This window comes from Flavobacteriales bacterium (assembly GCA_020635395.1).
GTDB lineage: Bacteria > Bacteroidota > Bacteroidia > NS11-12g > UBA9320 > UBA987.
In genome coordinates this window covers 200,176-222,755 of record JACJZV010000004.1, presented here as the reverse complement: position 1 = coordinate 222,755, position 22,580 = coordinate 200,176, and the positions used below count along the sequence as shown (strand labels likewise).

Genomic DNA, 22,580 nt, shown 5'->3' with positions numbered 1-22,580 from the left:
CATCACATTTTTAAATAAAAATCTTTGGTTAACTCAATGTATTCTTCGGTGTATTCGTGTCGGGCAGTTTCTATGGTTAACTCATCGGTCAAAGTGTGGCTTGGGGTCAATCCTAAACACACCAATATTCGTTTGACTTCGGAGGTTTTTCTGCCTCTTACATGAACAATTTTTTCGAAAAATAAACCAATGTTTTCGGCTTTTTCAATCAATTCTTTTTGGCGGTTGGCCGGAAAAATCAAACAAAAATTTCCGTTTGGGTTAAGAAGTTTTTTGGCATAAAAAAGAAGTTCTTGCAAACTCAACGTTTCGTGCCGAGCAGTGGTTCTTTCTGTGCTTCCGGCAGGCAAACTATGTTCAAAAAAGGGGGGGTTGCTCACTATCAAGTCGAACATTGACTCGGTGTTATAATGCTGAATATCTGTGTGTTTAATTAATATTCTATCTGCAAAATTTGAGTTTTTAAAATTTTCCTTTGCCTCACAAAAAGCTGTTTTATCAATTTCTACTGCTGCGATTTTCGCATGCGAAAATCGCTGAGCCAACATCAACGCAATCAATCCGGTGCCGGTGCCAATGTCTAAAATATGTTTCGGATTTCTGTGCGTTGCCCAAGCCCCCAAAAGCACTCCATCTGTGCCAATTTTCATGGCAGAATGTGTTTGATTTATTTTAAACTGTTTAAATCTGAAAATGCTTTTTGTTGACACCCGACAAGTTTGAATGGGACTAAGTTAAATTTTCCAGCACTTTTCGCACGCTTCCCCATTTCAATAGGGCTTCTTTAGCCTGTTCATAACTCAATGTGCTTTTTTGCATAATCATTCTTGTTCCTCGATCAATTAATTTGGCATTGGTAAGCTGCATATCCACCATTTTGTTGCCTTTCACATGCCCAAGTTTAATCATTACGGAGGTGGTGAGCATATTTAAAATCATTTTTTGGGCTGTTCCGCTTTTCATTCGTGTGCTGCCCGTAACAAATTCAGGCCCTACCGGACAATCAACGGCAAAGTCGGCTATTTTGCCCATCTCGCTATTTTCATTGCAAGCTATAGAACCTGTTTTGATATGGTTTTCGGTACACATTTTTAGTCCGCCAATAACATAAGGTGTTGTGCCGCTGGCACTAATACCCACCACAAAATCATTTTCAGTAATGTCGTGAGATTTTAAATCAATCCAAGCCTGATGCCTGTCGTCTTCAGCATTTTCAACTGCTTTCCTAATGGCCGAATCACCTCCGGCGATAATGCCTATAACTCTTCCATGGGCAACCCCAAAAGTGGGAGGACACTCACTGGCATCAACAACGCCCAACCTGCCACTGGTGCCCGAACCTATGTAAAACAGTCGGCCACCGTGCGTCATTTTTTCAAAAATGGCTTTGGCTAATTTAGAAATGGAGTCAATTTGTTTTGACACGCTCACGGCCACAGATTGGTCAAGTTCGTTGATGGATTTTATTAAATCCACAATCTCCATTTGCTCAAGATTGTCGTATAAAGAATCGGTTTCTGTAGTGCGTTGCATGGCACAAAAAAAGTGGCTCGAGGCCACTTTTTAATTATTTTGTTTAAAAATATGTTCACATAAATCAGACGACTATCCAACTGAGTCATTTTCCGCAGGTCGCGGACGGTTGTGGTTTCCTTTATTATTTCCTTTAAAGTTGCCACCTCTTCCTCCGTTTCGGTTGTTGTTTCCGTTGCCGCCTCTTCGGTCGCCGCGGTCACCACGGTTTCTGTCATTTCTGTCTCCCCTGTCGCCGTCGCGGTTTTCGCGTCTTTGAGGTTCAACGTATCCTTCGGGTTTCTCAAGCAATACCTTTCTTGAAAGTTTGAATTTTCCGGTTTTTTTGTCAACGTCGAGAAGTTTTACTTTCACTTCTTCGCCATCTTCAAGCACACCATCCATGGTTTCAAGACGCTCCCATTTTATTTCAGAAATATGCAGCAAACCTTGTTTTCCCGGAAGGAATTCAACAAATGCACCAAACTCCATAATTCCTTTAACAACACCCTCATACACTTTGCCAACTTCTGGTTCTTCGCAAATGCCATCAATAATTTTCTTGGCTTGCTCCAATCCGTCTCTGTTACTCGACAATATTTCAACCCAACCAAAACCATCAATTTCTTCAATAGTAACAGTTGTTTTAGTTCTTTCTTGAATATCTTGAATAACCTTTCCTCCAGAACCAATAATCGCCCCAATTTTGTCTTTCTCTACTTTAAATTTAACCAATCGAGGTGCATGTGGCTTCAAATCTTCGGCGGCAGTAGAAATGGTTTTTTGCATTTCTTTCAGAATATGCATTCTACCTTCTTTTGCTTGCATCAAAGCCTCTTCCAAAACATCATAAGAAAGTCCGTTGACTTTCATATCCATTTGACAAGCATAGATACCGTTTTCGTTTCCAACCACCTTAAAATCCATGTCTCCAAGATGGTCTTCATCTCCTAAGATGTCTGTTAGGATGGCATATTTTCCTGAATCCTCATCGCTAATCATTCCCATAGCCACACCGCTGAGTCCTGCTTTCATTTTTATTCCGGCATCCATCAAGGCCATAGATCCTGCACAAACAGTTGCCATAGAGCTTGATCCGTTCGATTCTAAAATATCAGAAACCACACGAACTGTATAGCCTACATCGTCTGGCAACATTTTCTTTAAGCCTCTCATGGCCAAATTGCCATGACCAATTTCTCTTCTGCCAGGTCCTCTGTTTGGTCTTGCTTCTCCGGTAGAAAATGCCGGGAAGTTGTAATGAAGCATAAATTTGTTGTAGCCCGATAGATTTGGACTGTCCAACAATTGCTCGTCAAGTTTTGAACCAAGAGTCACGGTGGTTAATGATTGCGTTTCTCCTCTTGTGAACAACGCTGAGCCATGAGGTGATGGTAATGGACCAATTTCTGTCCAGATTGGGCGTACTTCATCAAGTTTTCGCCCATCCAACCGCTGACGGGTTTCTAACACCATATTTCTAACGGCAGCTTTTTTAACTTTTCCGAAATATTTCTTTACCAAATGACCTTTTTCGGCCATAAACTCTTCGCCAAGTTCTTCGGTGTATGAGTTAAATACAGTTGCAAACGCTTCACTGCGGGCATTTTTATCGGATGGTGTCACAGCCACATCATACAATTTTTGATATAAATCGGCTTTTACTTTGGCAGCCAATTCTTCATCGTTGTCCTCGTGATTGTATTCTCTTGGAGCAGGACGGCCACCCAATAGTTCGCACAATTCTAACTGTGCAGCACATTGTTTTTTGATGTAGTCGTGAGCCACTTTCAAGGCTTCTACCATTTCTTTTTCTGAAATGCCGTTCATTTCGCCTTCCACCATGTTTATGTCGTGGGCGGTTCCGGCTACCATTAGGTCAATATCACTTTTCTCCATTTCATCGCGAAATGGGTTGATGATAAATTTTCCATCAACTCTGCCCACCCGCACCTCAGAAATAGGGCCTTCAAACGGAATGTCGGTAATGGTAATGGCCGCTGATGCCGCCAAACCAACCAAACAATCTGGATTTATATTCTCATCATTAGAGATAAGTTGGATATAAACCTGCGTTTCAGAATGATAATCGTTTGGGAATAATGGTCGCAAAGCACGGTCAACCAAACGAGAGATTAAAACCTCATAATCACTCAATCGGCCCTCTCTTCGTAAAAAAGAACCTGGTACGCGGCCAACTGCCGCAAATTTTTCTTGGTAATCAACAGAAAGTGGTAAAAAATCAATGCCTTCTCGGGCTTCTTTTAAAGAAACCACGGTGGCCAAAATCATGGTGTTTCCCATGCTCAGTACAATTGAGCCATCGGCCTGTCTGGCCATTCTTCCTGTCTCTAAGGTTATAGCTCGGCCATCGCCGAAATCAATTGTTTTTCTAATTGCTTGTAAATTCATAATAAATTAAATAAGGATAAAAAATCTGATTGCATAACAACAAAAAAAGACCTTTGGCAAGTGCTGCGAAGGTCTTTTTTTGAGTTTAACACATAGCGTGTTTTATTTTCTTAAACCAAGTTTTTGAACAATTTCTCTGTAACGGAAAATGTCTTTTTTGGCAATGTAATTGAGCAAGGCTCTTCTTTTACCAACCAGAGCAATCAAACTTTTTTCGGCTGAATAATCTTTTTTGTTCACCTTTAAGTGTTCGGTTAGGTGCTTAATGCGGTGGGTAAACATCGCAACTTGAGCTTCCGAATTTCCGGTGTTTTTATTATCTCCACCGTGCTCGGTAAACATTTCTTTTTTAATTTCTGCTGTTAATCTCATGTTAACGTAACTAATTCTTTTTCGTCTCTTGTGTAAATAAGTCGGCAAAAATAGTTTTTTTAGTATTATTCCCATAGTTTTTATGAGTTTTTTTGGAATGCTACTGAATTGGTTTTACCTTTTGTTTAGTCGTTGTTGTTTGGTCGTAGTTACACTATGGGTTCAGACTGTGTTACCCAATGGAAGATTTGATTTTTGTAACTTTTGATACTTTATTTCGGTTATATTTGTGCAATTACTAAAGCGAATTTAATATGAATGTATGGTGGTCGGAACTAACTAAACTTGAGCAAATATATTGGATTATTGCCGCAACAGCCAGTTTATTCTTTTTGTTTCAAATGGTTTTAACCTTTTTTGGTGGTGGAGATTTGGAGGATTCTCATTTGGATGTGGATAGCGAGGTAGATGGCGACCACGGCATGGGCTTTCAATTTTTTACGCTAAAAAACCTTATTGCTTTTTTTACGATATTTGGCTGGGTAGGCATTGCTTGCTTGGGCAATGGCCTTGGCGACGGGCTTTCGGTTTTGGTGTCGGTGGTGGCCGGGTTGTTGATGATGACGATTATGGCGGCCATATTCTACTATACCAGCAAATTGGCAGAAGATGGTAGTCTTGATTTGAAAAATGCCCTGGGTGCTCAGGGGGAAGTTTATCTTACCATTCCCAAATCAAAAGGCGGTTTTGGAAAGATTCATATAAAAATTCAAGGTTCTCTGCGTGAGTTGGAAGCCATGACCAATGATGAGGAAGATGCGGCGACTGGCTCTCTTGTAAAGGTGGTTGAGGTGAGCAATAACAACATTCTAACTGTAACAAAACAATTTTAATTTTAACTATAAAATAATAACATGGAGACTATAGCAATAGCAATTGTAGCAGCTGTTTTATTTGTATTTATCCTCATTTTTTCTCTTCTGAGACGATATAAACGCTGCCCTTCTGACAGAATTTTGGTGGTATATGGAAAGGTGGGAAAAGATGGAGATAAACTAAACCGTACCGCAAAATGTATTCATGGTGGGGCAGCATTTATTTGGCCGGTAATACAGGATTATGCGTTTCTTGATTTGACCCCTTTATCCATCGAAGTAAACCTTACCAATGCATTGAGTAAGCAGAATATTCGGGTGGATGTACCTTCTCGGTTTACCATAGGTATATCAAACGAACCGGGGGTAATGGAAAATGCTGCCGAACGTTTGTTAGGATTGACAAAAGATAGCATTCACAACTTGGCTTTAGATATAATTTTTGGCCAATTGCGTTTGGTGGTTGCCACCATGGATATTGAAGAAATAAATAACAATAGGGATAAATTCTTGGCCAATGTCAGTTCAAATGTGGAGGCAGAGCTAAAAAAAGTTGGACTAAAATTGATAAACGTGAACCTAACCGACATTCGAGATGAGTCGGGGTATATTGAGGCGTTGGGTAAAGAAGCCGCGGCCAAAGCTATAAACGATGCAAAGAAAAGTGTAGCCGAAAAAAATAGAGATGGTTCTATCGGTGAAGCGGTTGCCCTGCAAGAGCAAAGAATAAAGGTGTCGGATGCAAATGCGATGGCTGTAGAAGGGGAGAACCTTGCAAAAATTAAAGTGGCCAACTCGGATGCATTGAGAAGACAGAGAGAAGCAGAAGCCGAGAAAATGGCCATTGCCACCGAAAAAGTGCAGGCGGCCAAAGCATTAGAGGAGGCGTATGCGGCTGAGAAGGAGGCCGAAAATGCCCGTGCACAAAGAGAAAAGGCAACCCAGTATGCCAATGTGGTGGTTCCTGCACAAATTGATAAAGAGAAAATTGAAATTTCGGCTGAGGCTCAAGCGGAGCAGATAAGGCGTGTGGCGAAAGGTGACTCTGATGCCATATTTATGAAGTTGGAAGCCGAAGCAAAGGGTAATTTTGAAATGCTTACAAAACAGGCAAAAGGATTTGAGCAACTTGTAAGTGCGGCAGGCAAAGATCCAAAAGATGCTGTTTTGCTGCTCATTGCCGACAAATTGCATGAATTGGTTGAGCTTCAGGCAAAAGCCATTAGCAATATTAAAATTGACAAGGTTACTGTATGGGATAGTGGCAAAAATGAAGATGGAACAAACTCTACGAGTAACTTTCTGTCGGGTATGTATAAATCTGTGCCACCACTTCAAGACTTGTTGAATATGGCCGGAATGCAGTTGCCTGAATATTTAAAAGGCAAAGATTTAGAGGAAAAAACTCCAAAATCAGCTTCTAAAAAGAATCCGCCGAAAACGGAATAGGAGTTACCTTAACAATTCACAGTTAAGGATTACCCATTAAACCTGGGCATCAAATCCATTCGCCGCAATTCGGAGATATACTCGTTGGTGACGTTGATTTTTTGACCGGTACTGAGTAGGTCAATTTTATAGCGAAGCTCTTTGTATAGTTTTAATAATAACAAACATCTTATCTTTACCGATTAGTGTCACCGTATTGAGCTATATATTCGGCAGGTAAGTCATCCAATTCGTTTTGAAGCATGGCTTCCTCATACAAAGTTAGTAAGCCAATTTTTTTTCGCATTTCGTCCACTTTTGCAAGATTGTAGTATTGTCTTTTCTCGGATAACCCATATCCAACAAAAGGCAATGAACCATAGTAATGTTTTCTGTACCCAGTTGCCGGGTCAAACCCAAAATCATAGTCAACGCAAGATGCAAAATAATCATTGGAGAGATATCCTTTCTCCACACCTTTGATCATGGCAGTCAGTATCATGTTTAATACGGCGGTGTCACTTCTTTTTGAAAAACAATGACGCATAAGCAAGTAAAAATCAGCATAAGCTATACTGCCAAATTCTCTCCTTTCTTTGGGATAACCAAATTCCTCAACGTAATTCAAAATGTATTTTTGCGAGGTTTTGTCAAAGGAAGTGTATAGGGCAGTATTTAAGGTCATTATATCTTGAGTTGGATTTTTTAATATTTCAACTCGCGTAGTACTATCGATATGTTTGTAAACATTTATTCTAAGAAATTGGTCGATAATATCGTAATACCGAACACTTCGAGCTGCATTTACATCATGATTCATTAAAAAAGTCATTCTCCAGTTGTCTTTATTCGAATCAACATATTCGAGAACCGAAAGTGGTAATTTGGCTCTTCGCTCAGCATTTAAAAATGTGCTTGTTTTGTAATCAATGAAATAGGTTAAGTATTCTTGGATATAGTCTTTTAGTTTTTTCTCGTCTGGATTTGGAGCAAAATAAATTTCAACATTTACAAAGTACTGAATATGTAACCCAAACTCCTTATGAACTTTGAATGCCTCATAGAAATAATAGGATGCCGAATCGTAGTTCTTATGAAAAACTTGCATCCGACCCTTATTAAAATGCTCGTAATAGACCTGTACGTTTGAATCTAAATTAATGGGGGCATTTAACAAGGAATCAATGCTAAAAGCTTGAATGAGAAGAGAATGAAACAAAAAAATACCGAGAATTGTGGATTTTTTGAGGGTACGATTTGTTAGGCATCTACGCTCATCGGACTCTTGTCTTATTACCAAGAAGTTTTTCATCAATTTTTTTGGATACAGGTTCTGCATTAAATAATATTTTGGGTTGATTGATTGCGAGGTAATATATTAGACTTGTTATTTGCACTCCTTATTCTTCCTAATTTTCTCATTCTTAAATTTTGATAAATTTTAACAATCCGAAGGAATTGATTAATAGAACGTTCTATGTTTACACAAAAGTATTCTCTTTTTTTGGTACGTCAATTTTTAATACCATAGCATAAATTTATCAGACTCAATAGCTGCGAAATAATTTTTTGGTTCAATCACCCATTAAACCTGGGCATCAAATCCATTCGCCGCAATTCGGAGATATACTCGTTGGTGACGTTGATTTTTTGACCGGTACTGAGCAGGTCAATTTTGTAGCGAAGCTCTTTGTCTCGTATTTCAAACACCAAACTGGTGGTACCCTTGTTGTCTGAATTAATGGTGTGCAAATCGGTCACCATTTTGTCGTCAAGTTTTTCTAAATCAATAGTTAAGGTAAGTTTTTCGAGATATTTTTCGCGTATGTCCTCCAAATAGTCAATCGATACCAGGCGAATTTCTTTTCTTCCAGGGTCGCGAAAACTGTCTTGTGTTTTTGCGGTCAAATACAGCATCGAATTTGGGGCAAGATATCCTCTAAACTTGGCGTAATCATCTCCAAAAAGTGCAAATTCGTATGTCCCGGAGTAATCTTCTACGGTGAAAATGCCAAAGGCTTTGCCGGACTTGTTTATGCGACTGTTGTGTACCGTAACGATTCCAGCAAGTTTTATGGGTCTGTTTATTTTCTGAATGTTTTCATCCGTCAAATCTGCTAATTGCATATTACAGAAAATCTCAATATCGGTCTTATGTGCATCCAATGGGTGACCTGAAATGTACATGCCTATTACTTCTTTTTCGCGATTCAGCATTTCCATTTTATTCCATGGAGGAATTTCCGGAAGTTTTGGCTCGCTCAGCGAAACGCCTGAATCGCCACCAAACAAACTGGCTTGCGATGTCAATTGCTCGGCTTGATATTGGTTGCCAAATTTTAGGGCGAGTTCGATGCCGCTTGTTTCGCTATTGTCGCTTACCAACATGGAGCGGTAGCAACCTTCAAAACGGTCGAAGGCACCCGCAAGAGCCAATGCTTCGAGTGATTTTTTGTTTACTGTTCTTAAATTTACCCGTTTGGTAAGGTCAAAAATGGAGTCGAAAGCTCCTTTATCATTTCGTTCTCGCACAATTTCTTCAGCGGCAGCCTCGCCAACGCCTTTTATTGCGGCCATTCCAACCCGTATGTTTCCCTCATTATTAACCGAAAACGACAAAAGGCTTTCGTTTATATCCGGACTCAAAACTTCGATTTTCATGTTTTTGCATTCTTCCATAAACATCGAAAGTTTTTTTATATCGCTCATGTTGTGCGTTAGCACCGCCGCCATATATTCTGCCGGATAATGGGCTTTTAAATAGGCCGTTTGGAAAGCCACAACTGAGTAGCACGTGGCGTGGCTTTTGTTGAACGCGTATGCCGCAAAGGCCTCCCAGTCTTTCCAAACTTTTTCCATCACGGTGGGTTGGTGGCCCCGTTCTTCCGCACCTTTTATGAAGTCGGGTTTCATCTTATCGATGATGTCTTTCTTCTTTTTACCCATGGCTTTCCGAAGGTTGTCGGCCTCGCCTTTGCTAAATCCGGCCAGCTTTTGCGAGAGTAGCATTACCTGCTCTTGATAAACCGTAATGCCATAAGTCTCCTCCAAAAACTCTTTCATGTCGGGGTCGTCATACACAATTTCCTCTCTGCCGTGTTTTCGGTCAACAAAGTTGGGTATGTATTCCATTGGCCCCGGTCTATAAAGGGCGTTCATGGCAATCAAATCTTCAAATTTGGTGGGTTTTAAAGCACGCAAATGTTTTTGCATACCATCACTTTCAAACTGGAAAATGCCAATGGTTTGGCCTTTTTGAAACAGTTCGTAGGTTTTTTCATCTTCTAATGGTATTTCGTCAGGGTCTATGTCTATGCCAAAGCGTTGTTTTATAAGTGCAATGGCATCTTTAATAATGGATAGAGTCCTCAATCCTAAAAAGTCCATTTTGAGCAATCCGGCACTTTCCACCACACTGTTGTCAAATTGGGTTACCAATAAATCCGAATCTTTGGCTGTTGTTACCGGAATAAGATTGGTAATCTCCTCGGGGGTGATAATAACACCACAAGCGTGTATGCCAGTATTTCTGACCGAACCCTCCAGCAATTGGGCTTCCCGCAATACTTCTCCCTCTAATGATTTTTCGGACGAAAGTGTTCTTAACTCCTCCACATTCAGCATTTGGTCGGAGTTTAGTCTTTCTTTCAGCACTTTTATATCGTCATTAAAAATGCTTTTTAAAGAAATATCAGGAATCTTTTTGGCTATTTTGTCCACGATGGGAAGCGGCAAATCCAATACTCGTCCTACATCTCTAATAGAAGATTTGGCGGCCATAGAGCCATACGTTATAATCTGTGCTACATTCTGTTTTCCGTATTTGTCAACCACATAGTCAATTACTTTGCCCCGTCCAACATCGTCAAAGTCAATATCAATATCGGGCAATGAAACCCGCTCAGGATTTAAAAAACGCTCAAACAGAAGGTCGTATTTGATGGGGTCCACATTAGTAATACCCACACAATAGGCCACCGCCGAACCGGCGGCAGAGCCTCTACCGGGACCGACAGAAACTCCCAGTTGGCGGGCAACTGAGGTAAAATCTTGCACAATAAGGAAATAGCCAGGGTATCCGGTATTTTGGATAACAGAAAGCTCAAAATCCAATCGTTCTCTAATTTCTTCAGTTATTTCTCCATATCTTTTTTTGGCTCCTTCATAAGTCAAATATCGAAGATATTCATCTTGTGTTTTAAAACCCGGGGGCAGCACAAAGTGCGGGAGAAGTACATCTCGTTGCAATTGTGGCGGAGTTATTTTATCAATGATAAGGTTGGTGTTATCCAACGCATGAGGCACATCGCTGAATTTTTGCAGCATCTCTGCCTGAGTTTTAAAATAAAACTGGTTGTTGGGAAAGCCAAATCGCTCATTTCTTCCGTCTCCAATTGGTGTAGCTTTCGAGTCGCCGGTGTTTATGCACAGCAAAATGTCATGAGCGTTCCAATCTTCCTCGTTTACATAGTGAGAGTCGTTGGTGGCAATAACTGGAACATTGTATTTTTTGCTCCATTTTAAAAGCACCTGATTTACATCTTCTTGGCTTTTGCCTGTTCGGTCAAGGTCTTTCAAATCGTGGCGTTGCAGCTCTATGTAATAATCTTCGCCAAAAATGTCGAGCCATTCTAAAAATACCTTTTCTGCCTCTTCTTCGCTTTTGTGCAAAATGGCTTGTGGCACCTCCGCCCCAATGCAGCAGGTGGTGGCAATAATGCCATCTTTATATTTTTTGATTAGTTCTTTATCAATACGAGGGTATTTTCCGTATAGCCCTTCAATAAAACCCAGAGAGCAAAGTTTTGATAGATTTTTATACCCCTCTTGGTTTTTGGCCAACATAAGTTGGTGGTATCTATTGTCGCGGTCGCCACCCGTAAATGAGCGTCTATGTCGGTCTTCCACCACGTAAAATTCGCAGCCCACAATGGGTTTTATGCCATGTTTTTCGGCTTCGGTAACAAACTTAAAAACACCAAACATATTGCCGTGGTCGGTAAGGGCCACGGCTTTCATGCCGTCGGCTTTTGCCTTGGCCATCATGCCCGGAATGCTGGCAGCCCCGTCTAACAACGAAAATTGAGAATGACAATGAAGGTGACAAAAATCGGGCATGCGTTACTGTTTTTTTTGTTTGAGCCGCAAGGTAGCAAAGCATCAAAAAAGTTACAGTGAATTGTGGATTTTTTATGGGTATTGTTGATTAGAAGTTAAAAAACCTATCTTTGACATAATGCATAAACGAATCGCCTCTCATCTATTGCTCTTTCTGCTTTCATGTGTGGCTTTTGTTGGATGTCAAAAAACAGAATCTCAAATAGCAAAATTGGAAAAATCAAAAGAAGAAGTTTCTCCATATTCTTTTCTAGAAATTTACGCTGAAATAGAAAAAATAGAAAACGACCTCTTTTTTATTGAGTTGCGTGTTTTTAATTCGGGTCATTCAGACCAACATTTCAATCCGCACTCATGTAATGTGGAAAGCAGTTTTATGCTGGACAACAAAGAGCATTTTGAAATGTATTTTGAGAATCGGGAAATATGCTATTGTTCAAGTTTACTGACTGAGGCTATCAAACCACTGGAAACGAAAATCTATCATTTGACGGTGAGGCGTTTGGCAGCAACAGACTCTGATGCAGAATCGGGGTTTAGGTTAGGCATTTCTCACAAGGGCAAAGAAATTTGGTCAAACAAGATATTAGTTGATTCAAATCTTGATAAGGTTGAAATTACGGATTAGCTAGATTTTAATGAGAAAGTGGAAACAAATTTTGATACTTATTTTTCCAAACGTGTTGGCATTCCAAACCCGGGCTCAAATCATTTTGGAACAGGCGTTTGATTCTACTATAACCTACAGTCAATACTATTTGGATACAACCAACCGAAATTTCTTGTTTTTGCAGAGTGATTGTACTACCGAGGTAATTGGTCGTGGAATCTATAAACAGATTAATGATTCATTCATTTTTCAATTTCAACCTTTAGATAGGCAAGCGGATTTTGATTATGAACTAGATACAAATCGCATAACTATTGAGATTTTGGATTGGTGTTTAAGACGACACGACGAGAGAATCTCTATGGAATATAATGATTCAATGTATTCCTTAGATTCTGCAGGGGTCGTTGTTCTAAATTATTGGGGTGGGAAAATTATCGTAGAATCTTTGAAGACGTATGGGCAGATGATTGAACTAAGCCCCGAATACTCTTGGGAAACACATATAATGTTAACTCGGCAGCTCAGTAAAAAAGTAACACTAAGACAAACAGGCGAACATTACATGTTAAAAAGGCAAGAAAAGTTCTATCGGGAAAATCGGCTGTTTGAATTAAGAAAGTCGGGATGAATGACCAATACAATTGTGTTTAGTTTGAACCAATTGTCTATTATTACATAATTGGATGGACTATTCTCCTAAATGCACCTAAATTCGCAGCATGAATCTTTCAGAGCAAATTTCGGAACAACTAAAAGCGGCCATGAAGGCCAAAGATCAGGCCACCTTGCGTTCGCTTAGAGCCATAAAAGCGGCTTTACTTTTGTTAAAAACTTCGGGAAGCGAGCCAACAGAAGCCGATGAAGTGGCGGCATTGGTTAAAATGGCCAAACAACGCCGCGATTCTATCGAAATTTTTAGACAGCAAAACCGAGAAGATTTGGCCGTTATTGAAGAAGAAGAGTTGGCCGTTATCGAAACTTTTTTACCAAAACAACTTACTGACGAGGAGTTGGCTGCCGAAATAAAAACCATTATAGCTCAAACAGGGGCTTCTGGCATGGCTGATATGGGCAAGGTAATGGGCATGGCTTCACAAAAATTAAAAGGCAAAGCCGATGGAAAAGCTATTGCCGATAAGGTAAAGGCATTGTTAGCCGGATAATTTCTGCCTATTTTGATAAGCGGTTTTTTAAAAAAATACTTCGGAAAGTTTTGGAGTTATTTGGTCAAATTCTATAAGGAGGAGTTTGACTGGAAGTATCTCTTATTTTTGATTGTTTTTCTTGGGGCTTCCATTTATTGGGCGTATTCGCCAAACGCTCATGGCGAGCCAAATTTTATTCGATTCCGATATACGTACTTGAGGAGGTGGGGAAGTTTTACTTTCTATGTTGTGCAGTATGCCGTGCCGTTTTTGGTGGCCTACCTGAGCTACATTTTCTTTAAAGGAAAATTTAAACTTCTCACGGATATCCGGTTTTGGCTTTTGTTTGCTTTTGCAGTTTCGATGTTTGCCTTTCGTGGGGCTTTGCAATGGAAAGTCAATGATGTTGTTGGTAAATTAGTGTTTGAAACCTATCCCAATTTTTGGAAAAGACTCATTTTTGATATTGCCAGAATGTTGGCCGTAATGATACCTATTACCATCTATTGGCTATTTGATAGAAAATCTTCGGAAACGCCTTATGGGTTTACGGTCAAAAATTTCGATTTAAGACCATACTTTCTTATACTCGGGGTAATGCTGCCCTTTGTTATTGGTTTCGGGCTCACCGATCATTTTGGCGGGTATTATCCGCGGGGATTAAAAAATCTAGATTATTATTTTGGTAATGGTGTGAAACCACCGCAGGGTCATTTGTTGCTTTATGAACTCATTTACGGACTCGACTTTGTTTCGATTGAGTATTTTTTTCGGGGTTTTTTAATCATCGCTTTCATCCGCTTTGCCGGGCCAGGAGTTATTTTGCCAATGGCTTCTTTTTATGTCTTTATACATTTCGGAAAACCGATGATAGAAACAATTAGTTCTTTTTTCGGCGGAGCTATTTTAGGGGTTTTATCATACTACAGCCGTTCTATTTGGGGGGGCATTGTGGTACACATGGGTATTGCGTGGCTTATGGAGCTGGGAGCCTACTTGGGAAGTTTTTAACAAATCCAAATGCCCCTTAATTTCTAAATGGTTTTAAAAAAAAGAAAATTAATCGATACTTTTTCGTACTTTTTTGGTGTATTCTCTCATAGAATCCCGCAAATCGCGGTGGTTTTCAATCATGTCGTTTTTTATCCAAATGGCCGCTATAACATGAGTCAACTGTTCGCCTTCGTCTGCACCACCAATTTCTATTTCCGGAGTTTGTTCCTCTAAAATAGCCGCCTCCGCAGCTTCTAATTGAGTTTTTTCAAAATTCTCAACCAAATGTTTTACTGTTGGTAAATGCATTATCCAAGCTGATTTATTAGTTCAACAACATTTTCTTCTTTATTCGTGGCCGCCCCACTCACTAGTTCTCCATTTTTAAAAATGGCAAAATAGGGTAGGTTATTCACTCCGGCCATTTTGCGTGCATCTAAATTTTCTTCGGCATTTACATCAAGGAAAAGGACATCCTTAAATCGTTCATCATCCGATAATCGTCGAAATTTTGGGGCAAATAACTTGCAACTGCCACACCAGTTGGCAAAATATTTTACTACTACTTTCTCGTTTGATTGCAACAAATCCTTAAAATCGCTATCGGTGCTTATCTGTACACTCATTTCTCTGTTTTTTCTGACAAAGTTAAGAACTCTATTTGTCAATAAAAATTATATGATTTTATAACTGTATAGTTTTTGATTATTATGTAAATTCTTCGATTTTACATAAGTCGGTTTTGATAAATTTTTATAAATGAGGTATCTTTGAAGAAAAGATTGTTATGGATAATATCCAACTTTACACTGAAATTAGTAAACTTCCAGCGGCACTAAAGCAGGAAGTAAAGGATTTTGTGGATTTTTTAAAATCAAAAGGCAAGTCAAAAATTGAAGTAAAACAACGAGAATTTGGTTGTGCCAAGGGAATGTTCAACATGCCTGATAATTTTGATGATGCTTTAGAAGATTTTAAAGAGTATATGCAATAATGAATTATTTGTTAGATACGCATGCCTTAATTTGGTTTCTAAATGGAGACAATCAGCTACCTACAAAATCAAAAAACATAATCAAAAAACTTGATAATAAGTGCTATGTTAGTATTGCTTCAATATGGGAAATTGCTATTAAAATATCACTCAATAAGTTGTACTTGAACGGTGGATTTGGAGAAATAGCCAAGATAATTACCAAATACGACTTTGAACTATTACCCATTACGATAGAGCATATTGCTGGAATTATTGACCTTGATTTTTATCACAGAGACCCATTTGATCGAATCATTGTTGCACAAGGAATTATAGAAAATATTCCGATAATAACCAAAGATGAAAATTTCGAAAAATATGATGTAGAAGTGGTATGGAGTTAAACTAAAACTCCTCAATTAAAATGCCCATCTTGCCCATTTGAGCATCTCGAAGTGCCTGCATAAGCTGGGTTTCATTGTTCATTACAAACGGTCCATAGCTTGCCACTGGTTCGTTAATAGGTTTTCCGGCCAACAAAATAGCCCTTGTTACGTCGTTGGCCTCTATCAAAATTTCGGTTTCTTCACTTTTCTCAAATACGGCCATATCTTTCATAAATACGCGTTTACCACTGTTTATCGTAACATTTCCATCCAAATTGTAAAATAAGGCATTGAAATCTGACGGAATATCCAATAAAATTTTTCCACCTTTTTTTAAATCCAGCCTTAAAATGAGAAGCGGCCAATCCACTTTTGTAGGCCCCTTCATTCCAAACTGCTCGCCAGCTATTATTTGGATAGATGCTCTTTCGTCATCAGAACAGAAAACAGGAATTTTAGACTCATCTAATGCTTGATATTCAGGTTGTTTCATTTTTAAATTCGCAGGGGAATTAACCCAAAACTGAATAAATTCAAACATACCGCCATTTTCGGCCAATTCCTTGCTGGGGCGTTCGCTATGGGTAATGCCCATGCCCGCATTCATCCACTGCGTACCGCCCGATTGAACCACCGAATCGTTTCCTCGACTGTCTCTATGATGCACAGCTCCATCAAAAATGATAGTAACCGGAGAAAAGCCCCGATGCGGATGAGGCCCAACACCCAAATCTTGTTGTTTCCGATTGCCAAGAAGCTCGTGTTTCCAATGGTGAATAAGCAAAAACGGATCGTGCATTTCTAATTCGCTCACTGGAAGAGGTTGGTCGATAATATTGCCTCCCATATTTACTTTTTCTGCTGGAATAATGGTACTAATCTCTCGCATTTTTCTGTTTTTAGTGATAAACAAGTGTGTGGCTTTTAGGTTTTAGCAAAGAGTAAGCTACTGTCGCCATAACTCAAAAAACGATATTGATTGTTCTTTGCTTCGTCATAAATATTTTTCCAATCACTGCCAACCAAGGCCGATACCAGCAGAAGCAAGGTTGACTTGGGTAAATGAAAATTCGTTATCAAAGCGTTTATCGAACGGATTGTATAACCAGGCATAATCATTAATTCGCTGCTGCCATGTATTGATGATAAATCATTTTTGAAGGCGTAATCTATTACTTGTTTTATAGATTCTTCAAACGAAATGGTACTATCCTTTCGATAAGGATAGTGTTGTTCCACAAAAAAAGGTTCCGCTTCTCCTTTTGATAGTTTAACACCACACCAATAAAGAGATTCCAATGTTCGCAAGGTGGTAGTTCCAGTAGCAATTCTATAGTTTGAATTGGCTATTTTTTGTAGTTGCTCTATCGATACACTAAAAAATTCATTGTGCATTGGATGTTTCCAAACCAATTCTTCATCAACAGGTTTAAAAGTTCCTGCTCCTACATGTAAGGTAACTTCAGCGGTGTTAATGTGTTTTTGGTTGAGCTGGTCAATGATATTTTGAGTAAAATGAAGCCCGGCTGTTGGGGCGGCCACTGCTCCATCGTTTTTCGCAAAAACGGTTTGATACCTGCCTTTGTCCTCAACCTCTTCAGCTCTTTTTATATATGGGGGCAGCGGCATATTGCCAATTTTTTCAATCACTTCCGAAAAACTTATTTCCGCATCCCAATCAAATTCGACAATCATTTTAGCTCTATCCAAAAGTTTGGCAGATAACCCAAAATTTTCCATTTGAACAACCAAAACTTCACCATCTTTCCACTTTTTGGCATTTCCAACAAGACATTGCCAAGCAATTTTGGAGTCTTTAATTTTTAGCACACGCTCCACATCGGTGGAGGGCGTAACAGGATTTAGTAAAAACAATTGAATAACCGCCCCTGTAGCTTTTTTGGCAAATATTCGTGCCGGAATAACTTTGGTATTGTTGAAAATAATCCATGAGTTTTCGGGCAAAAAATGGGGCAAATCATGAAAATGATAATGACTTATTTGATTGTCTTTATAAATCAAAAGCTTTGAATCGCTGCGGTTTTTAAGCGGATGCTGTGCCACCAAATCGGTGGGCAAATCATAGTCAAAGTCGGATATTTTTATGTTTTGAAAGTGCTCAATACTCACGCCAATTCAAATTGTTTTCCGGGCAAATTTCGGACAACATTTTTAAATTCGAGTTCCAATAAAAGAAAAGCCAATTTGCTGGCAGAAAAATCGGTTCGGTTCGACAGCGAATCAATGCTGAGTACCCCATTTGTTTTCAAGCTATCCACTATTATTTGTTCGTCGGTTGTAAGTTCTACAAACAAAGTCGTTTGTTTGGTCGTTTTCTTGGTTTCGATGTCCCATCCCAATGCAAAGGCAATATCGGCGGCACTTTCTACCAATGTAGCTTTGTTGTTTTTTATCAGATAATTGCAACCGGCCGTTTTATCATCGCCCGGGCGGTTTGGTATGGCAAAAACATCTCGGTCATATCCAAATGCAAGATTAGCCGTTATCATTGAGCCACCTTTAATGGCTGTTTCTACTACCAAAACGGCATCTACCAAGCCCGCCACAATTCTGTTTCGTGTCGGAAAATTCTCTCTATCCGGATTTGTCTCGCTTTTGTATTCTGTGATAAGTGCACCACCATTTTCAATCATTTCATTGGCCAAATTCGAGTGCGTGGCCGGATAAATTCTATCCAACCCATGTGCCAACACACCAATTGTTTTGAGGTTGTTGTTTACCGCAGCTTTATGTGCAAAAGCATCTACCCCGTATGCCAATCCGCTGTATATTGTGGGGTTGTATGTTTTTAAATCAGCAACGATTTGATGGGTAATGTCTCTGCCAAAAGCACTGCATTTGCGAGTGCCAACAATAGCCAACGAGCGGTTTTCAAAATCTGCAAAATCGCCCTTTTGAAACAATAGAATGGGGGCATCTGCAATCTGTTTTAGCTTATAAGGGTATGTTTTTTCGGTAAAAAAATGTGTTTTGATATGGTGCCTACTTATAAATTCAACCTCTTTTTGCAATGGCTCAAAATCTTTAAAATTATAAACTGATTTGGCAATTGCCTCACCAATGCCGGGAATTTTTTTTAAGCCGTTTAAAGATTCTGAAAAAATGGCTTCAACACTGCCACAATAACCAACCAAATTTTTAGCTAAAACAGAGCCTACCATGGGTATTTGGCTCAGTGCAAGTTGATACAACAGCGTTGATTCAGTCATTTAATAAAAAGTGATGCAAAAATAGTTTGGTCGAACTGAATTATTTCCTGTCAGTCATTGTATTTATGGTGGTGTAACCAATAAGCCTGTCGTAACCATAATAGTTGTCGTAGTAGTAGGCCAAAACGGTATAATCATTTTCTGTTTCCGAATGATTTCCTTCTGTAAAATCGTAGGTCACTTTGCCCGTTTCAGGGTCTTTGGTTACAAAATGGTAGTTGTAATAACTCTGTTTTAATTTTACGGCCAAGTAATAAATTTTTTCGTTTGGGTAGTATGTCATTTTGAATTTATCCTGCAATCTCCAGTCGCTCAATTCGCCATATACATACACATCGCCCACATTAAGCTCATTATCGCTTCGCAAGCTGAAATGTACCAAAACGTAGTCGCCATTTTCGGTTGCATCTTGACCATCGGTGTTTTGAATTACTCTTTTTCCGTTGTAGTCAATTGTTTTGATATAATTCAGATGAGCTTTTATTTCTTCGCCTTTCAACACGGCATTTCTCAATGAATCAGTGTATTTATCAACCACATTGGTGCTGAATGAACGCAATGAACGGATGTCGAAATATCGGAACTCGTTGGTGCCAACCATCACGTTTTCATTTTCATAGTTGAATTGTAACATATTGTTACTCATAAACATAGGCTTCAAGTTCTGGATAGAATTGTTCCAACTATTGTTTTGAATAATTACTGTGTTGATATTGGTAAAGGGGTTTTGCAAATCAAAATTTTCATAGTTTATTTCAAAATCTACTTCCTGTTTACTAAATCTGTCGGTAGCATTGGTGGCTGGCCGGGCTGTTCCGGTTATAGATGTCACGCTTTCTACAACCATAAATCGGCGGGTTAGCACCAAATCATTTTCGTCAAAATTGCGGTAAATTTTTAAAAGATAGTTGCCCGATTTGGTTATCTGCATATCCAATGTAGGGAAAATTAATTCGTATTGAACATATTGTTGGAAGGTATTTGTTGAATATTCAAAATCCATAATATCACCCATAAACGAACCTTCGATGTATTCTGTTTTTTGCAAATTGCTTGGTTTCCAATCGTGGCTGCAATGAACAATGGTGTATTGGTAGAACTCATTATCGGCTTTTAGTTTGTCAAATTTCAACCGCATGGCGTTGGTTTTGCCCAATTCCATAATGGCCAATGGGCTGTAAACCGAGGTGTTTTGCCCAAATATCACGGTTTCTACAAGTGAGTCGTAAATAAAATTATTGTATATAAGTTCAGCCTTAGATTTCTGCGACATAAAAGCAGCGAAGGCCAAAACGAAAAGGAATTTTTTTATGTTCATCGAATAAAAGTGAATTGCAAAGCTACTTACAAATAACGAACCAAAGTTTTTTAAAGTCTTGTTGAGTGGAATTTTGACTTCCAAAATAGGTTTACTCATATCTCAAAGCCTCCACAGGTTTGATTTTTAATGCCTTACTTGCAGGCAATAATCCGGCAATAGCACCCGAAAAAATAAGTACAAAAAGGGCCGTAACCGCCACATAAAAAGGCACTTCTGGGTTTTTGAACATTTGACCACTTGCTCCAGATCTTCCCAAAATTTCTACCAACCAAATTCCGGCCATCAGTCCAATATATCCGGCAAAAAAAGTAAGGGCAACTGCCTCCAACAAAATTTGGATTAAAATGTTTCTTGGTCTTGCACCAATGGCTCTTCTAATTCCAATTTCTTTTGTTCGCTCTTTTACCGTTACCAACATGATGTTGCTCACACCTATTATTCCAGCAAAAAGGGTCATAATGCCCACAAACCAAGCCAATGCACGCACCGTTAGAAACGTCATTTGCATAGGGCCAAATCGTTCTTGGGTGTTAAACGAGCCAAAGCCTCTTGGGTCATCGGGATGCACTTTGTGTTTTGGGCGTAACAAATTAATTATCTCTTCCTGAATTTTTTGAGAATTAACATCGTCTTCACACTGTATGGCCATCCAGTTTATGTTGTTGGAGCCATCAAACGCCTTTTGATAGGTGCTGATGGGTACAATGATTTGTTGCTCGTCTCTTTCAGCCATTTCACCCGAACTTGGCGATTTGTGGACACCCACCACCATAAACGAAATACCGTTGGCTGAAATGTATTTGCCAATGGGGTTTTCATCTTTAAACAAAACTTCTTTTACGCGTTTGCCAATGGTGCATACTTTGCGGGCATATTTGTAGTCAATTTCATTGATAAACCTACCCTGCATTTGTTCCCACATATATATTTTTCGTACATCCGGAATATCGCCGTGTATAGAAAATGCCCCCGATTCATTGTTGTATTTTACGTTGTTGCCTTCGCCATAGCCTCCAAGCTGGGTGCGGGGTGCCACAATTTTTAGGCCTTTTATTTTTGCCCTAATTAAATCAACATCATCCATTTTTAGCTGAACCCGCCTGCCTTCAGTAAATCCGGCATAGGGCAAAGAGGTGGATTGCCCCCAAACAAACATGTTGTTGCCCGAAAAACCGGCGAACATTTGTCTAACGCCGTTTTCTAAACCCTGGCCCAATCCCAAACAAATAATGAGCATAAAAATGCCCCAACTTACTCCAAAAGCAGTAAGAAAAGAACGCAATGGATTGCGAATCAAGGTGGAGTATATTTCTTTGAGAAGTTCCAAAGCCTCGAAATTAACTACCTAATTCGGCTTATTTATTTTTTCCGATAAATGAAATAGAAAATTGGTTGTATTATGTCTGGTCGGAAGTGATTTCCGGTCTATTCGCATCCTGCTATTTGAAAAGTTTTATTAAGTCAAACGTTCCGCCAATAAGAAAATTGGCCTGCAAAAAACCAAAATGTTGTTGAGCTAAATCTTCTTTATCTGCCGTGGCTCGAATGTTGGGCATATTGATATAGCCACCTTTAATTTCGGTAGTTAGATTAAAATGTTTCCAAAGAATAACATTCAAGCCGAGTTTTGCATTAATGCCGTATCCTGCATTGTGAAACACATTGGGGCCGTGTGTTCTTAAAAACCAAACATCGGTTCGAGGTCGCAGCAAAGCAGGGCTAATGCCCATTGAAGTGCCAATTTTGAGATTTGAATTGAACAGATTGAGCCATTGGTCGTGTCGGTTTATTTCAAGAAAGACATAGTTTAAACCATTTGTGTGTTCGTAGCGTAAAAACTCCCGCGTAAGTTGGATGCTGTCGTTGTTGTATATGCCTGAATATTCGCTTCCAGCTCGGCTTATATTCCCTGTTATTGCAACGGTTTGATCCTGCGGCATAACATATTTCATGTGGTCGAAACCTGCCGAAATGCTGTAGTTTTCTTTGAAATAATAACCAAGATCAAGATTGGTTTGTGGTATTGAAATTTGATTAATCAAAAAATAGGAAGCCCACGAAAAAGGGGTTTGCCTGTCGTTTGCCTTTACATCATAAAGGGTGAAATCATAATCCGAACCATGCAACCGTATGTCGGATTTTGTGTACCAATCTTCATTCCATCCCCAATGTGCATAAAACTTTCCTTTCATGTCGGTAGATTTTGTTTGGGAGATTGCAACTATTGTTGAAAGGCTAAAAAAAAGTAATGCAACTGTT

22 protein-coding genes are annotated in these 22,580 nt (G+C 39.3%); 8 read left to right on the top strand and 14 right to left on the bottom strand.

The window, feature by feature from the left end:
- Positions 1 to 2: 2 nt before the first annotated feature.
- From H6607_12155 to rpsO, 4 genes are all read right to left on the bottom strand, one after another.
- Entirely contained in the window at positions 3 to 695 is a 693-nt protein-coding gene (locus H6607_12155) for a methyltransferase (protein ID MCB9263119.1), read from the bottom strand.
- 34 nt (positions 696 to 729) lie between these two features.
- Complete coding sequence (gene murQ, locus H6607_12150; GenBank protein ID MCB9263118.1) at positions 730 to 1,533, bottom strand: N-acetylmuramic acid 6-phosphate etherase; 804 nt, start codon at positions 1,531 to 1,533, stop codon at positions 730 to 732.
- Positions 1,534 to 1,605: 72 nt separating this feature from the next.
- Positions 1,606 to 3,924, bottom strand: coding sequence for a polyribonucleotide nucleotidyltransferase (locus tag H6607_12145; GenBank protein MCB9263117.1), 2,319 nt, complete (start codon positions 3,922 to 3,924; stop codon positions 1,606 to 1,608).
- Between the two features lie 102 nt (positions 3,925 to 4,026).
- A complete protein-coding gene (gene rpsO, locus H6607_12140; GenBank protein ID MCB9263116.1) occupies positions 4,027 to 4,296 on the bottom strand; it encodes a 30S ribosomal protein S15 in 270 nt (89 codons plus the stop codon).
- A gap of 254 nt (positions 4,297 to 4,550) precedes the next feature.
- Here rpsO and H6607_12135 point away from each other — a divergent pair, with 254 nt between their 5' ends.
- Complete coding sequence (locus H6607_12135; protein ID MCB9263115.1) at positions 4,551 to 5,129, top strand: hypothetical protein; 579 nt, start codon at positions 4,551 to 4,553, stop codon at positions 5,127 to 5,129.
- Between the two features lie 21 nt (positions 5,130 to 5,150).
- Positions 5,151 to 6,560 carry a flotillin family protein gene (locus tag H6607_12130; GenBank protein ID MCB9263114.1) on the top strand — a complete coding sequence of 470 codons (1,410 nt, stop codon included), beginning with the start codon at positions 5,151 to 5,153 and terminating at the stop codon, positions 6,558 to 6,560.
- Positions 6,561 to 6,735: 175 nt separating this feature from the next.
- Here H6607_12130 and H6607_12125 read toward each other — a convergent pair whose 3' ends face one another.
- Together H6607_12125 and dnaE are read right to left on the bottom strand one after the other, a co-directional pair.
- Entirely contained in the window at positions 6,736 to 7,647 is a 912-nt protein-coding gene (locus H6607_12125) for a hypothetical protein (GenBank protein MCB9263113.1), read from the bottom strand.
- A gap of 470 nt (positions 7,648 to 8,117) precedes the next feature.
- The gene (gene dnaE / locus H6607_12120) at positions 8,118 to 11,657 is read right to left on the bottom strand and encodes a DNA polymerase III subunit alpha (protein ID MCB9263112.1); all 3,540 of its coding nucleotides are present in this window, start codon (positions 11,655 to 11,657) and stop codon (positions 8,118 to 8,120) included.
- A gap of 118 nt (positions 11,658 to 11,775) precedes the next feature.
- On the opposite strand from dnaE, the gene H6607_12115 reads away from it, so the two are divergent.
- The 4 genes from H6607_12115 to H6607_12100 all read left to right on the top strand — a co-directional run bounded on the left by H6607_12115 (position 11,776) and on the right by H6607_12100 (position 14,426).
- The gene (locus H6607_12115; protein ID MCB9263111.1) at positions 11,776 to 12,285 is read left to right on the top strand and encodes a hypothetical protein; all 510 of its coding nucleotides are present in this window, start codon (positions 11,776 to 11,778) and stop codon (positions 12,283 to 12,285) included.
- A 10-nt stretch (positions 12,286 to 12,295) separates the two neighbouring features.
- Positions 12,296 to 12,898: a hypothetical protein gene (locus tag H6607_12110; protein MCB9263110.1), complete on the top strand. Its 603-nt coding sequence runs from the start codon at positions 12,296 to 12,298 to the stop codon at positions 12,896 to 12,898.
- Positions 12,899 to 12,989: 91 nt separating this feature from the next.
- Positions 12,990 to 13,433, top strand: coding sequence for a GatB/YqeY domain-containing protein (locus H6607_12105; GenBank protein MCB9263109.1), 444 nt, complete (start codon positions 12,990 to 12,992; stop codon positions 13,431 to 13,433).
- A 12-nt stretch (positions 13,434 to 13,445) separates the two neighbouring features.
- Positions 13,446 to 14,426 carry a CPBP family intramembrane metalloprotease gene (locus H6607_12100; GenBank protein MCB9263108.1) on the top strand — a complete coding sequence of 327 codons (981 nt, stop codon included), beginning with the start codon at positions 13,446 to 13,448 and terminating at the stop codon, positions 14,424 to 14,426.
- Positions 14,427 to 14,474: 48 nt separating this feature from the next.
- Here H6607_12100 and H6607_12095 read toward each other — a convergent pair whose 3' ends face one another.
- Positions 14,475 to 14,717 carry a hypothetical protein gene (locus H6607_12095; protein MCB9263107.1) on the bottom strand — a complete coding sequence of 81 codons (243 nt, stop codon included), beginning with the start codon at positions 14,715 to 14,717 and terminating at the stop codon, positions 14,475 to 14,477.
- The gene (locus H6607_12090) at positions 14,717 to 15,034 is read right to left on the bottom strand and encodes a thioredoxin family protein (GenBank protein MCB9263106.1); all 318 of its coding nucleotides are present in this window, start codon (positions 15,032 to 15,034) and stop codon (positions 14,717 to 14,719) included. Before H6607_12090 ends, H6607_12095 begins: the two co-directional genes overlap by 1 nt.
- Before the next feature lie 161 nt (positions 15,035 to 15,195).
- On the opposite strand from H6607_12090, the gene H6607_12085 reads away from it, so the two are divergent.
- Both H6607_12085 and H6607_12080 read left to right on the top strand, forming a co-directional pair.
- The gene (locus H6607_12085; protein MCB9263105.1) at positions 15,196 to 15,402 is read left to right on the top strand and encodes a DUF2281 domain-containing protein; all 207 of its coding nucleotides are present in this window, start codon (positions 15,196 to 15,198) and stop codon (positions 15,400 to 15,402) included.
- On the top strand, positions 15,402 to 15,788 hold the full coding sequence (locus tag H6607_12080) for a type II toxin-antitoxin system VapC family toxin (protein ID MCB9263104.1): 387 nt from the start codon (positions 15,402 to 15,404) through the stop codon (positions 15,786 to 15,788). The genes H6607_12085 and H6607_12080 overlap by 1 nt, the downstream gene beginning before the upstream one ends.
- Before the next feature lies 1 nt (position 15,789).
- Here H6607_12080 and H6607_12075 read toward each other — a convergent pair whose 3' ends face one another.
- The 6 genes from H6607_12075 to H6607_12050 form a co-directional block, all read right to left on the bottom strand.
- A complete protein-coding gene (locus H6607_12075) occupies positions 15,790 to 16,659 on the bottom strand; it encodes a pirin family protein (GenBank protein ID MCB9263103.1) in 870 nt (289 codons plus the stop codon).
- A 35-nt stretch (positions 16,660 to 16,694) separates the two neighbouring features.
- Entirely contained in the window at positions 16,695 to 17,876 is a 1,182-nt protein-coding gene (locus H6607_12070) for an S-adenosylmethionine:tRNA ribosyltransferase-isomerase (protein ID MCB9263102.1), read from the bottom strand.
- Between the two features lie 20 nt (positions 17,877 to 17,896).
- Complete coding sequence (dprA, locus tag H6607_12065; GenBank protein ID MCB9263101.1) at positions 17,897 to 19,000, bottom strand: DNA-protecting protein DprA; 1,104 nt, start codon at positions 18,998 to 19,000, stop codon at positions 17,897 to 17,899.
- A gap of 40 nt (positions 19,001 to 19,040) precedes the next feature.
- On the bottom strand, positions 19,041 to 20,273 hold the full coding sequence (locus tag H6607_12060; protein MCB9263100.1) for a DUF5103 domain-containing protein: 1,233 nt from the start codon (positions 20,271 to 20,273) through the stop codon (positions 19,041 to 19,043).
- 136 nt (positions 20,274 to 20,409) lie between these two features.
- Positions 20,410 to 21,648, bottom strand: coding sequence for an ABC transporter permease (locus H6607_12055; protein MCB9263099.1), 1,239 nt, complete (start codon positions 21,646 to 21,648; stop codon positions 20,410 to 20,412).
- Between the two features lie 112 nt (positions 21,649 to 21,760).
- Positions 21,761 to 22,513: a hypothetical protein gene (locus tag H6607_12050; GenBank protein ID MCB9263098.1), complete on the bottom strand. Its 753-nt coding sequence runs from the start codon at positions 22,511 to 22,513 to the stop codon at positions 21,761 to 21,763.
- Between the last annotated feature and the right edge of the window lie 67 nt (positions 22,514 to 22,580).

Coding starts and splice junctions, on each gene's coding strand:
- H6607_12080 (MCB9263104.1), top strand. CDS start 15,402: ATGAATTATTTGTTAGATACGCATGCCTTAATTTGGTTTCTAAATGGA.
- H6607_12095 (MCB9263107.1), bottom strand. CDS start 14,717: ATGCATTTACCAACAGTAAAACATTTGGTTGAGAATTTTGAAAAAACT.
- H6607_12130 (MCB9263114.1), top strand. CDS start 5,151: ATGGAGACTATAGCAATAGCAATTGTAGCAGCTGTTTTATTTGTATTT.
- H6607_12090 (MCB9263106.1), bottom strand. CDS start 15,034: ATGAGTGTACAGATAAGCACCGATAGCGATTTTAAGGATTTGTTGCAA.
- H6607_12060 (MCB9263100.1), bottom strand. CDS start 20,273: ATGTCGCAGAAATCTAAGGCTGAACTTATATACAATAATTTTATTTAC.
- H6607_12085 (MCB9263105.1), top strand. CDS start 15,196: ATGGATAATATCCAACTTTACACTGAAATTAGTAAACTTCCAGCGGCA.
- H6607_12125 (MCB9263113.1), bottom strand. CDS start 7,647: ATGCAAGTTTTTCATAAGAACTACGATTCGGCATCCTATTATTTCTAT.
- dprA (MCB9263101.1), bottom strand. CDS start 19,000: ATGACTGAATCAACGCTGTTGTATCAACTTGCACTGAGCCAAATACCC.
- H6607_12105 (MCB9263109.1), top strand. CDS start 12,990: ATGAATCTTTCAGAGCAAATTTCGGAACAACTAAAAGCGGCCATGAAG.
- rpsO (MCB9263116.1), bottom strand. CDS start 4,296: ATGAGATTAACAGCAGAAATTAAAAAAGAAATGTTTACCGAGCACGGT.
- H6607_12115 (MCB9263111.1), top strand. CDS start 11,776: ATGCATAAACGAATCGCCTCTCATCTATTGCTCTTTCTGCTTTCATGT.
- H6607_12075 (MCB9263103.1), bottom strand. CDS start 16,659: ATGCGAGAGATTAGTACCATTATTCCAGCAGAAAAAGTAAATATGGGA.
- dnaE (MCB9263112.1), bottom strand. CDS start 11,657: ATGCCCGATTTTTGTCACCTTCATTGTCATTCTCAATTTTCGTTGTTA.
- murQ (MCB9263118.1), bottom strand. CDS start 1,533: ATGCAACGCACTACAGAAACCGATTCTTTATACGACAATCTTGAGCAA.
- H6607_12145 (MCB9263117.1), bottom strand. CDS start 3,924: ATGAATTTACAAGCAATTAGAAAAACAATTGATTTCGGCGATGGCCGA.
- H6607_12050 (MCB9263098.1), bottom strand. CDS start 22,513: ATGAAAGGAAAGTTTTATGCACATTGGGGATGGAATGAAGATTGGTAC.
- H6607_12135 (MCB9263115.1), top strand. CDS start 4,551: ATGAATGTATGGTGGTCGGAACTAACTAAACTTGAGCAAATATATTGG.
- H6607_12110 (MCB9263110.1), top strand. CDS start 12,296: ATGAGAAAGTGGAAACAAATTTTGATACTTATTTTTCCAAACGTGTTG.